Source organism: Vibrio sp. RC586, assembly GCF_000176715.1.
In the GTDB taxonomy this organism is placed as follows: Bacteria; Pseudomonadota; Gammaproteobacteria; order Enterobacterales; family Vibrionaceae; genus Vibrio.
On record NZ_ADBD01000013.1, the window covers coordinates 25,489 to 37,543 of the forward strand.

General features: G+C 47.8%; 7 protein-coding genes and 1 pseudogene. 1 reads left to right on the forward strand and 7 read right to left on the reverse strand.

From position 1 onward, the window contains the following. Nucleotides 1-13 precede the first annotated feature (13 nt). Complete coding sequence (gene hcp-2 / locus VOA_RS05235) at nucleotides 14-532, reverse strand: type VI secretion system effector Hcp-2 (protein WP_001142921.1); 519 nt, start codon at nucleotides 530-532, stop codon at nucleotides 14-16. Between the two features lie 284 nt (nucleotides 533-816). Here hcp-2 and VOA_RS05230 point away from each other — a divergent pair, with 284 nt between their 5' ends. Next, nucleotides 817-2,301 carry a carboxypeptidase M32 gene (locus VOA_RS05230; protein WP_000991026.1) on the forward strand — a complete coding sequence of 495 codons (1,485 nt, stop codon included), beginning with the start codon at nucleotides 817-819 and terminating at the stop codon, nucleotides 2,299-2,301. A gap of 75 nt (nucleotides 2,302-2,376) precedes the next feature. On the opposite strand, the gene VOA_RS05225 is transcribed toward VOA_RS05230, so the two are convergent. The 6 genes and pseudogenes from VOA_RS05225 to VOA_RS05205 all read right to left on the reverse strand — a co-directional run bounded on the left by VOA_RS05225 (nucleotide 2,377) and on the right by VOA_RS05205 (nucleotide 12,033). Next, nucleotides 2,377-3,564, reverse strand: a complete 1,188-nt coding sequence (locus VOA_RS05225) for a restriction endonuclease subunit S (protein ID WP_000118786.1) — start codon at nucleotides 3,562-3,564, stop codon at nucleotides 2,377-2,379. Beyond that, nucleotides 3,561-5,099, reverse strand: a complete 1,539-nt coding sequence (locus tag VOA_RS05220) for a type I restriction-modification system subunit M (protein WP_000955292.1) — start codon at nucleotides 5,097-5,099, stop codon at nucleotides 3,561-3,563. Before VOA_RS05220 ends, VOA_RS05225 begins: the two co-directional genes overlap by 4 nt. Before the next feature lie 205 nt (nucleotides 5,100-5,304). Beyond that, a complete protein-coding gene (locus VOA_RS05215) occupies nucleotides 5,305-8,679 on the reverse strand; it encodes a DEAD/DEAH box helicase family protein (RefSeq protein ID WP_156794488.1) in 3,375 nt (1,124 codons plus the stop codon). Between the two features lie 140 nt (nucleotides 8,680-8,819). Next, nucleotides 8,820-10,015: pseudogene (locus VOA_RS0118500) on the reverse strand (DEAD/DEAH box helicase). Between the two features lie 167 nt (nucleotides 10,016-10,182). Then, on the reverse strand, nucleotides 10,183-10,497 hold the full coding sequence (gene sugE / locus VOA_RS05210) for a quaternary ammonium compound efflux SMR transporter SugE (protein WP_000312392.1): 315 nt from the start codon (nucleotides 10,495-10,497) through the stop codon (nucleotides 10,183-10,185). Between the two features lie 114 nt (nucleotides 10,498-10,611). Further along, nucleotides 10,612-12,033, reverse strand: coding sequence for an MDR family MFS transporter (locus tag VOA_RS05205; RefSeq protein ID WP_000555332.1), 1,422 nt, complete (start codon nucleotides 12,031-12,033; stop codon nucleotides 10,612-10,614). Nucleotides 12,034-12,055: the final 22 nt, after the last annotated feature.

Genomic DNA, 12,055 nt, shown 5'->3' on the forward strand with positions numbered 1-12,055 from the left:
CTCGGAGCGTAAATTACGCTTCGATTGGCTTACGCCAGTCATCCGCACCTGAAGTCCCCGCGTTAACGTGGTCCCAAGTGATTTTGCGGTAAGACAGAGACACAGTCACATTCTGAGTGAAATCAGATTTTGCTGGGTCTTGGCAGTGTGGCATTTCACAGTGGATGTCCACGATAGACGCGTTTTCCAGCTTAGTGGTGAAGAAGTTTTCTTGTTTGCCTTCGATAGACGTGCGGTACCATTTCAGCTCAACGGTTTTCAGCTTCTCACCTGAAGACAATGCGTTGTACAGCAGAGGAACCGCTTTGTTCAGCGCCACAGTGAATTTGAATGGCTTGTGCACACGTTGGCCTGAAGGCTGACCAGATTGTGGGTCAGTCGGTACGGTTACAACGTGGTCAAACTGTTGAACCAGCATCTCATCTTCGTGGCCTTCAACGAATGAATCGCCGATAGAGTCAGCAGTACATGCGCCTGCAGTGATAAGGCCCTGAGTTTGGCCGTCGATAGAGATATAACATGGAGTTGGCATGGCTATTTCCTTTCTAAAGAATCATTAAATAATGAAAGCGTTAACGCGCTAAGCGCACCGTCGCCAGATAAGGAGCAAGGTCGATGCCAACTTGCTCACCATTAAAAATCAATGTGTTATTCAATTATCTCCATCAATAAAGCAAAAAACTGCCTGTACTTGAGCAAGATCTTGCTTGGTGGGCAAGATTCATCTTGATGAAAAAACGCGCTTCTCATCACTTGGTTATGGACTTCCTGATTGATACACTTCACTTTCATTTAACGTCACGGAAGGCTATTTCCATGAATGCATTCAATAAATTGGTAAAACATTCTAAAAAAATTTCCAACTTCAATCATTTGTCATCTATTGTCGGCTGGGATCAAGCCGCCGTAATGCCCAGTGGCGGTGCAGAAGCGCGCTCGCAAGCTATAGCGGAGCTTTCTGTGCATATTCACGGTTTAATGACTCAGCCACAGTTGGCCGATTGGTTTGCGCAAGCAGAAAGCGAAGCGCTCAATACCGAGCAGCAAGCCGCCCTGCGCGAAATGAAGCGCCAATGGCAACAAGCGACGGTTCTGCCTGAAGCCTTAGTCGAAGCGCAATCCCTAGCTGGCTCCAAATGTGAACACGCTTGGCGTAGCCAACGAAAAAATAACGATTGGGCCGGTTTTGAGAAAAACTGGGCGGAAGTGGTCAAGCTTTCTCAAGAAGAAGCGCAAATTCGTGCCGAAGCAACTGGGAAAACCCCTTACGATGCGATGCTGGATCTTTATGAGCCGGGCACAACAACCCAACAGCTCAATCGCGTATTTAGTGATGTGAAAACTTGGCTACCCAACTTAATTGACGTGGTGATTGGAAAGCAGAGTAGCGAAAGCTTTATCGCACCTAAAGGTCACTATCCTGCTGAAAGCCAAAAAGCGCTGGGGCTGGATGTAATGAAGCTGCTGCAATTTGATTTTAACCACGGCCGACTTGATGAAAGTGTGCACCCCTTCTGTGGCGGCGTGCCAAGTGATGTGCGCATTACCACACGCTACAACGAAAGCGAGTTTGTACAATCGCTGATGGGCATTGTGCATGAAACTGGCCATGCGCGTTACGAGCAAGGTTTACCTAAGCATTTGGCTGGTACTCCGGCTGGCGAAGCGCGTTCGATGGGCATTCATGAATCACAATCTCTGTTCTTTGAGATGCAAGTGGGCCGTAGCCCAGCGTTTATTGCTCATCTCGCTGAACTGGCAGGCAACCATTTTTCGGCGATGAACGATCCTGTATTCCGCATTGAGAATATTCAAAAACTTTACACGCGCGTGCAGAAAGATTTTATCCGCGTCGATGCCGATGAGCTCACCTACCCAGCCCATGTGATCCTGCGTTTTGAAATCGAACGGGATTTGATGAACGGCAAAATCAAACACACTGATGTGCCAGAACTTTGGGATCAAAAAATGCAGGCTTATTTAGGCCTAAGCACCAAAGGCAACGACCAAAATGGGTGTATGCAGGATATTCACTGGACCGATGGCAGCTTTGGTTACTTCCCAAGCTACACCTTAGGTGCCATGTATGCTGCGCAATTTATGGCGGCCATGAAGAAAACCGTGGATGTGGATGGCGCAATTCGCCGCGGCGATCTCTCGCCAATATTCTCTTGGTTGTCTGAAAATATTTGGTCGAAAGGCTCTACGCTGACCACTGATGAGTTGGTCACGCAGGCTACGGGTGAGCGTTTAAACCCAGAGTTTTTCAAAGCTCACCTGACTCAACGTTACCTAGCCTAATAAGAAAAGCTTCCACTTTCCCCTGCGCTTTGGTGAATGCCAAGGCGCAGAGGGTGTGAATCTGGTGTTCTTAGTTTAGAGTTGGCCGGAAAAGGCTTTTTGGGAGAGAGCGTTAAATTGCTCGATCAAGTAATCTTCAGAATTCTTCATATTGGCTGCATTATCTTTGAGATGCCAATAAATATTTTTAAACTTCATCTGCAAGTCTATTGGAGCAAAAGGAGCTAGAGTCGTTTCGAATTTCTGCTTTGAAATATTCAGCATTGAACCGCTCGAACCTGTTGCTTGTGATGTTAATGTTTCTTTGAATTTATCGTCTTGCAATAGCATATGAAAATATTCAGGCATGAGTTCTTCGGAAGACAGTTCAATATTCCAAAGCTTATCTGGTAAAAACACATCATCACAATCTTTTGGAACAATACACGTTGCTGCGACTAACTCACGAGTATTTGCTCGACTAAAAAGTAAGTCACCCTTTTTAGGGAAAATAAGATTCTTTCCTTCAGGAATAATATGTTTCTCTACAAACTTGTTTTCTTTAGGTTTGAACTCTCCTGAGGTTACTGCGCTAATTTTTAGAACTCCAACTTCCCCTTGGCCACAAGGACGACTATCGCCCTTTGCACTCCAACCTGAAGTAATTCTAGATACACCTTCTTTTATCTCTTTTCGTGACCACCCTTTCGGGTTAGTCACTGGATCACCAAACATCTCCAAAAACACGCTGCGCAGGAACTCGTCGGCGAGAGTTATGGCTTGTTTGCGTTTTTGGCGAATCGCATCGGCTTTATCGAGAATCGCAGCAATGCGTTTTTGTTCTTCGAGTGGGGGGAGTGGGATTTCAAGCTCTTCAAACTTTGACTTGCTAACTATAGCCACAGTCGTAGCTGGAGCAATTGATTCTAAAATCGGCTTAAGTCGAGAAAGTGCATAATATCCATATTTAGGGAAAACTAACTTTTCATCAAAAGTAACTGAGTTGATCTGTTGATTTGTAGCAAGTGTTTGATCAGCTATTGCGAGTTTACCTAATGAACCAATACAACATACCAAAACAGAATTCTTGGGTACGAGTTTTATCTGAGCAGCACCAGCTTCCGTCAAGGTTTGCTTCGCAGGCGAAACGAACTGTGCGCTTCCAAGTTCTACTGGTGAAATAAATGGGATATGACCGCCGAAATATTCCTCTACTTTCTTTGATGGGGTTTTACCTGTCGTAACCTTAGCTACTGATTTGATCGATACCATCGGCCAACTCATAGCATCCCCTCCAGCTCATTTAGATCAACTAGAATTTCGCTTTCTAACGCTTTCAGTTTACCTAGAATCACTTTCGGGTCTTCATAGCTTTCTTCTTGATAGACCACTTCTTTGTAGCGGTTGATGGAAAGATCGTATTTCTGCGCTTTGATTTCGTCTGCTGAAACCATAAAGGCTTTTTGGGTTTTATCGCCAAATTCGGCTTTTAGCGCTTGTTGGTCGTTGGCTTGGTACAGCGCGTTGTAGCGCTTCCATTTGGCCAGTGCATCGGGAATATCGTTATCTTTGATTGGGTTGCGCTTGTCATCTAACGAGTAGCCATCGGCGGTCATGTCGTAAAACAGGACGTTATCGGTGCTGCCGCCTTTGGTGAAAATCAAAATACCGGTCGAAACCCCAGCATAGGGTTTAAACACCCCGCTGGGCAGCGAAATCATCGCTTCCAGTTGGTTGTGATCAATCAAGGTTTTACGCAGATCTTGGTGGGCGCTAGAGCTACCGAATAACACACCATCCGGCACTATGGTTGCGCTGCGGCCGCCGAGTTTGAGCATGCGCAGGATAAGCGCAACAAACAGCAGCTCGGTTTTCTTGGTTTTGACCATCGACAATACTTTCGGGTTGACCGATTGCTCATCCAAACTGCCTTTAAACGGCGGGTTGGCGAGAATTTTATCGAAGAAGTTCTCTTCCTGCGGCTGACCTAAAAAGCTTTTATTGAGGCTGTCTTGGTAAGTGATGTTGGCCGCACTCACCCCATGCAGCAGCATGTTCATCGCCGAAACGCGCAGCATGGTGTTATCAAAATCAAAACCCCAGAACATCTTGGTGTTGATGTGGTCTTGGTACTCGTGCAGCAAATCACCGGTGTACACGGGGTTGCCGTCTTCATCTTGGTAAATACTTTCCGCACTGGTGTGGGTGCGCGTGAGGTATTCCATGGAGCGTGACAGGAAACCTGCGGTACCACAGGCGGGATCACAAATCACATCGGTCGGCTGTACATCGATCATCTCTACCATCATATCAATGATGTGGCGCGGGGTTCGGAACTGGCCGTTAATGCCGGCGGAGGAGAGTTTACTCAGCAGGTATTCGTAGATGTCCCCTTTCACATCGCTTTTATCCAGCGGTAGGTCGTTGACCATATCTACCGCGGCACGCAGTACCGATTCACTGCGCACTTCCACATCGGCATCGGCCATAAAATGGGCAATGTCTGAGCCGTTCAACTCCACCTTGGCAAAGTGTGGGAATACGTTGTTGCGTAGGTGCGGCAAGAGTTCCGCGCCCGACATATGGTTAAAGTTTTGCCAACGCAGTAACTGCCCTTCTGGCGTTGCGGGAAACTGGCTTTGAAACGGCAGACCGGTGCGTTTGGCTTTGCGCTCGGCGGCGGTTTCTTGCATATCTAACATGCGGGCAAACATCAGGTAGCTGATTTGCTCAATCACCACTAGGGGGTTGGTCACGCCACCCGTCCAAAACTTTTCCCATAGTTTGTCGATATCGTTTCTCAGTTGGCCTGTTAACATGCGGGTCTCTTTATTGGCGTTCGACCGCCTAAAATGCTGGCGGTCGGTTGAAATAGAAAAGGCGTGCTAAGTGGTGCTTACACGCCATCAAAAAATGTTCTCTAAATTGGGCGCGATTTTACCCTGTAAAGCGCGGTGCGTAACCTTATAAAAACCCTTAACTGGTCAGTTTCTCAGCACTCAATCACTCTTGGTTCGCTCAATCTCAATTTGGTAATAAGAAAGGCTGGATAAGTGCTTGTACTTGCTCGGCATTGGCATCCGAGAAAATATCAAGCCCTTCGCCATCGGTCAGCTTTTCAAATGGGCCTTCATACAGCTCCTCCATTTTGATGCGGCCGCGTTGGCAAATCACAAGGTTGAGTTGGTTGATAAACCGAGTTTGCTTCCACGTAAGTGGGTTGGCTTGAATAAAGGCGGTAAACAACTCGCTCACGGCAACCGGATCTAACCCCACTAGTTGCACCAGTGTTTCCCCAAGCTCTTCTTGCGTGCGACCGTAAAATGCATTCAAGGCCTCGATGCTGACACCGGGATGCTGAGTTAATACGGTAGATGTCAGCGATTTTAACTCTTCTGGTGTGACTGGCTGATTTTGATGGATTTTTTGCAGTACAGGATCGGTTGCTAGCATGGCGTCCAAGATGTCTTTCAAACGTTTGCGATATGCCAAAGCTTCATCAGCACCAATGCGAACTGGGCGATTTTCGGCAATCACATTGCCATCTTGGGTGGTGGTTACGGGTGTGGTTTGGTAAAGCGTACTTTCGCTTTTTTTGTACTTCATAATGCCGCGCAAGTTTTTGCGTGTGTTTTCCATGCTCTCTATCGACAAGTTTTCCCAATACTGAGCGGTTTGTACGAGGGCTATTTCATTGCTTTGGCTGCGCACATGGGAGATGGTCACCGCCAGTTTTTGCATGCGTTGAACCAGTTCGGTTTTGAGGTTTTCTATCTCGCCGCTACCGGAAAGGTGCGCGGTTTGAATTTGAGCCATGAGGCGATCCAGCATGGAGGCATCTTTGTCTTTTAGGGTGCGCTGACTCATCAATGGCGAGATTTTGCTGGCCAATAAATGGCGAGTGGCTCCGTTCATTTCCAGCAGCATGTCGGTTTCTTGCAGCTGTTTTACGTGGCGCAATTCTCGGCGCACGGCGATGGCATCATCCGGCAGATCGCAAATATCCGCTTTCAATTGGGCGCAAGCGAGCTCAAACGCGGCAATGTTGACTCTTTTTTGCGCTTCATCAACTAACGCCAACCGCGCGTCAAACACGGTTTGCAACAGGGATCGGCTTTGACCAATATCGGCTTCGACATACTCTTCTTCAAAATACGCGAAGTTGCCGTAGTGATCGAAGATCAAAAATTCTTCTTTGTCTTTGCCAAGGCCGAACAGGTTTGCGCACAAGCGTGTGCCGCGACCTATCATCTGCCAAAATTTCACCCAAGATTTGACTGGGCGAGCAAACACGAGGTTGACGATTTCCGGCACATCAATGCCGGTGTCGAGCATGTCGACCGAAATGGCGATGCGAAAATCGTTACTGCCTTCTTTGAATTCTTGAATGCGCGCTTCTGGGCGATCCACCTTGTTGTGGATCACTTTACACACTTTGGCACCGTGCTGCGGATAGTGCTGGCAGAACAGTTTTTCCAGTTGCTCAGCGTGCGCCTGATTTTGCGCAAAGATGATGGTTTTGCCCACCAGTGAATGGGTGGCGTCTTTGATGCCGTTTTCCATCAGGTTTTCGAGAATCGCCAGATCGGTGGTTTCACTGAAGATTTTTTTGCCTATGTCTTTGCCCTTGATGGTGGTGTTTTTGGCTTCTTCTTCGCCGAGATCTTCTTCTAACTGGCGCTGCTGCTCTGGGCTGAGATCTTTGTAGTGAATACCTTCACGCAAAAATTCCGTAGTGAACTCTTTAACACGGAATGGGTTGAGGTAACGCGGCTCATGGGAAATGGCTTCCGCCAAATCGAAGTTGAAGGTAGGGTCGCCGTTTTCACACTCAAACAGATCGTAGGTGTTACGAGCAATGAACTTCACGGGTGTGGCAGTAAGGCCAACGTGCATGGCATCAAAATAATCGAAAATATCGCGGTAGCGGTTGTAAATACTGCGATGCGATTCATCGGCAATGATGAGGTCAAAAAATCCGACATCCAACTGGGTAAAACGGTTCATCATGCCTGGGTAGGTCGACACGTATATTTTGGCGTTGGTGTCGATTTGGTTGTTTTCACCAATCACGCAGCGTGGCTCGGTCGGTAAGTACGCTTTGAAGGCTTCATCGCCTTGCGTTCTCAGCTCTTTACGGTCGCATAAAAACAGCACGCGCTTGATCCAACGTGCTTCGAGCAGCAGTTTGACCAGTGCGATAGAGACTCGGGTTTTGCCTGTGCCCGTTGCCTGCACAATCAGTGCTTTGCGGCGTTGCTCTTGGAAGCGGTTGGTAACCGCTTTAATGGCTTCAATCTGGTATCGGCGGCCAGCAATCACGGGGTCAGGGTTTCGCAGCTCTAAGTTTGGGTCTTTATATTTGTGCTGGAACTGAAGAAATTGCAGGTTTTCTTTTTCATAAAATCCAAATACTTGGCGATAGGTGTTGTACTGTTTGGTATCCCAAATGCAGATTTCATAACCGTTGGTGTAAAACACGATGGGCGTTGGGCAGTGATGATCTTTAGCTAAGCCCTCGGCATAGTAACGCGCTTGCTCGCGCCCTTTTTGCATGCTTTCACGCGCTCGTTTGGCTTCAACCACGGCCAACGGTGTACCATCATCATCCCACAGTACGTAATCGACATAGCCTTTACCGGTCGGGGTCGGCTGATGACCCACTTCGACTTCAATACCCACTTTTTCACGATCGTTGATGTCCCACCCTACTTTGGCTAGCTGGCTATCAATCAAGCGTTTGCGCGTGGTTTCTTCATCCCACTGTAAGCTGTTGGCCGTTTGTTGACTGCGGGCTCGGGCGGTTTTGAGTGCTTCTGCACTTAGTTCTGCTTTATTTTCTGCGGCTTCACGCTTTTTCCGTTCGGCTTCCAACTCTTTCAACAGGGATTCTTGCTGCTTGAGGTTCTCTTCAAGCACCTTATCCATCTGCTTTTGTGTTAAAGAGGCCGCATTGGGTTGTTCTGGATATTGCAGCTCTTGGAGATCTGAGACGTGAAAACCGTAGTAATTGATGGCCAAATATTGCGACAAAGAATGCGCCGTACCCAAGGCGGCATAAGCTTTGGGCAAGGAACCATGACTGCCGTGGGCCGTATCATTGCCTTCAATACGCAGAAAGTGGAGTTGGTCACGCAGGCGAGCTTCTGTGACATCAATAAACGCATCGTTTTTGAGTAACTCCATAAACGATGCTTGAGGCAAGCGAGGCAACCCATCTATCGTATAAATCTCTTTGGTCACTTCTTCGGCGAACCCACGTAAGCGGGTTATGGCGCTGCCGGGGTCAAGATGAAGAATTTGTTCAGCGAGACAACCTAAATTCGCCAGTTTTTCGTTATGGCCGCGAATAAGTTCAAAGTTCAGAGATTGGGTCATTGATGATGGGTACCTAGTCATAAAACTGGGTACCTTATACCAGATTTGTGTGATGAACTCGTTGATCTATACGAAATTTCAGACATATGCATTGCAGCTTTACAGGGTGTGCGGCGGCAATATGTGATGGAGGAGTGGCATAAAGCACTCCTCCTTTTAACTTACTGCTCTTGCGGCGCACGCTTGTGTTTTGGCACATAGTTAAGAATTGAAATCGGCACGGGCTTTTTCGGCTCGAACCCTTCCACTACGCGACGTTCAATCAAATGCCCTAAACGGCTTTCAATCATGCACAGGTTTTTGAAGTTGTCTTTTGACACAAACGAGATCGCTTCACCGACTGCCTCTGCGCGTCCCGTTCGGCCAATACGGTGGACATATTCATCGGCTGGGAATGGCAAATCGTAATTCACTACGCGTGAAAGTTGGTCAATATCAATACCGCGTGCTGCGACACCTGTTGCGACCAAGTATTTGATTTTTCCTGACTTAAAATCTTCCAACAATTGCGCGCGAATCGCTTGGCTACGGCCACTGTGAAAAGCCTCCGCCTGAATGCCACGCTTTTCTAATTGCGTAACCAGTTTGGCGGCACCGTGTTTGGTTTCAATAAAAATCAGCGCCTGATCCCACTGCTGTTCATTGATTAAATGGCTCAGCAATGCGGATTTGGTGTCTTTATCGACCGTGATCAGCCATTGGCTGATATTGCTTTTTGAGGCTTGGTTGGCGGCAATACTGATTTTGTATGGATCATTCACCGCCGTTTTGGCTAACTCGCGCACTTTACGTGACAGTGTCGCGGAGAACAGTAAGAACTGCACTTCGCTAGGCAGACAATCGATGATTTTGTTGATCGACTCAATAAAGCCCATGTCCAACATGCGGTCGGCTTCGTCAAGTACCACCATTTCGATTTCTTCAAAATAGACAGCGCGTGACCATACAAGTCCATCAAACGTCCTGGTGTTGCCACTAGCACATCGACACCATCAATCAAACGCTGCTTTTGAGCCTGTTCATCCACGCCGCCAAACACTGCAAGGCTTTTTAAACCCGTGTCTTTGCCATATTGCTCAATTTTTTCAGCCACTTGCATCGCCAGTTCACGCGTAGGCACTAAGATCAGTGCGCGAACGCGCTTCTTACGTTGCGTTTGTCCCTGACGGAGCTTCTCCAGAATCGGCAAGACGAAACTGGCAGTTTTACCGGTGCCCGTTTGCGCCGCCGCAATCAGGTCACGACCTTGCAAGATCACCGGAATGGCTTGGGTTTGAATATGGGTCGGTTTTTGGTAACCAAGTTGCGCCACAGTTTGGGTCAGGACGTCACTTAATCCAAGTTGAGAAAAAGGCATAAATAGACTCTAAATCGATAATAAACAGGCTGACTGGAAAGACGCAGCCTAAAATGTTGCGCTGATTCTAACATCAAGCGCGTCTCCACAATGCAGTATTTTCTGACTCCTGCTGAAACAACGTTGAGCATCAGCTGCAAAAAGAAAGAGCATGCGGCGAAAACAGACTAAGAGGCGAGCTTGAGCCCTGCGATACCGATAACGATTAAGGCTAAGCTCATCAGTTTAAACAAGCTCACCGCTTCCCCGAATAGCAAGATCCCCATGACTGCGGTACCTACTGCGCCAATTCCCACCCAAATGCCGTAAGCCACGCCAAGAGGCAGAGTGCGCAACGCGATCCCGAGTAACACAAAACTGATGACCAACGCAGATAATGTGACGATAGAAGCGAGCGGTTTGCTAAAACCTTCACTGTATTTCAGGCCAATTGCCCAAACGACTTCACAAACACCAGCGAGAAAGAGGATTAACCACGCCATATATAGACCTCATATATGGGGTCGTCCCCAAAAAAGATTGGATTGGAGCGGTGAGGTCGTCCTCACTTCCTGATGTGAGGCGCATCCTACCTAAGTCAGATGCGCTTGGCTATCTTAGTGTTCACTATTCTGTTTTTCGGCTTGCAATGCGTCACTGCGTAAACGCCATGCGGTCATTAACATCGCGAGCAAGGCTAATAGACTCATCCCCAAATACACTAAGCTAAAACCTTGAGCGAGCATTTCTGGAGATGCAGAGGCGGATTGGCTTACATGTTCACTCACCGTCACCGTTTGTGGTACACGCATATAAAACAGCGCCGAACAAAATGCGACACCTAGCGCCCCACCCAACTCTCGACCAAAGTTAAACAACGACATGCCAATACCACGATCACGAGCTGGTAGTACGCTTTGCACCACAACCCCAAGTGAAGGCAATGTAAAACCAAGCCCTAAACCTGCGATACCCAGTGAAAGATGTACCCAAAGGTCATAATGAATCTGCCAAATGGCTAATGCTGAAAGTAAAAAACCGCCCACAACTAGCGCTTTGTAGCGCCCAGAACGCGCCACCCACTTGCCACCAAGATAGGCGCCAGTCGTGATACTGAACATAAAGATCACCATCGCCGATCCACTTTGCGAAGGTGAAAGCCCTTTTTGCCATTGCAGTTGCAGTGGCATGTAGACGAGCAGAGCAAACATCAACATTTGTGCTGCCATAATCAAACCAATGGCGGTTAAATACCCAGGTAAACGAGCTAACCGGGCAGGCAAAATCGGGTCACTGACGTGTCTTTCCACCAAGATCAACAAAACCAAGCAGAGCAATAAGGCAAAAGCTCCCCAACCAGTAGGAAGAAAGGAATGAGAAGAGAGTTGGAGCAGTAGCAAAGTAGTAAAGAGCATTAACAGCCCCGCTCCCAACCAATCAAAACGGCTTTGGCGTTTCTGGTTAAGGTGTTTGAGATGGCGATTCACCATATACAGTGCCACAAGCCCCAGTGGCAAATTAATACCAAATACCCAACGCCAACTTAAATGTTCGGCAAAATAGCCACCCAATAAGGGGCCTGCAATACTGGAAACCGCATACACCGCCGAGATATAGCCTTGATATTTTCCCACCTCACGAGCGGGAATCGAATCGGCTATCACGGTAAAAGCCAACGCAATCAATCCGCCACCACCAATCCCTTGAATGACACGTGCGCCAATCAAGGTTGGCAGATCATAAGCAAACGTACAGAGTGCTGAGCCAACAATAAAAACACCAATGCTGATGTTCAGCATACGTACACGGCCAAACAGATCGCTCAATTTGCCATACACAGGCAATACGGCGGTTGCCGCTAACAAGTAAGCCGTAATCACCCAAGTTAACGCGCTGCCTGCAGAGAGATCTTGCCCTATCAAGGCAAGCGGTGTGGTCACGATGCTTTTTTCGAGTGAGCCAAGGGCGATAACTAACGCCACACTGGCAAAAATAATGCGCGGATTAGGCGCGGGTAAATGCGTTGAATCGGAATGCATGAGTTCTCTTGGTTGTCGATAG

Excerpts from the sequence above, each read along its gene's own strand:
- VOA_RS05225 (WP_000118786.1), bottom strand. The coding sequence starts at position 3,564 with ATGAGTTGGCCGATGGTATCGATCAAATCAGTAGCTAAGGTTACGACA.
- VOA_RS05230 (WP_000991026.1), top strand. The coding sequence starts at position 817 with ATGAATGCATTCAATAAATTGGTAAAACATTCTAAAAAAATTTCCAAC.
- hcp-2 (WP_001142921.1), bottom strand. The coding sequence starts at position 532 with ATGCCAACTCCATGTTATATCTCTATCGACGGCCAAACTCAGGGCCTT.
- sugE (WP_000312392.1), bottom strand. The coding sequence starts at position 10,497 with ATGGCGTGGTTAATCCTCTTTCTCGCTGGTGTTTGTGAAGTCGTTTGG.
- VOA_RS05205 (WP_000555332.1), bottom strand. The coding sequence starts at position 12,033 with ATGCATTCCGATTCAACGCATTTACCCGCGCCTAATCCGCGCATTATT.
- VOA_RS05220 (WP_000955292.1), bottom strand. The coding sequence starts at position 5,099 with ATGTTAACAGGCCAACTGAGAAACGATATCGACAAACTATGGGAAAAG.
- VOA_RS05215 (WP_156794488.1), bottom strand. The coding sequence starts at position 8,679 with ATGACTAGGTACCCATCATCAATGACCCAATCTCTGAACTTTGAACTT.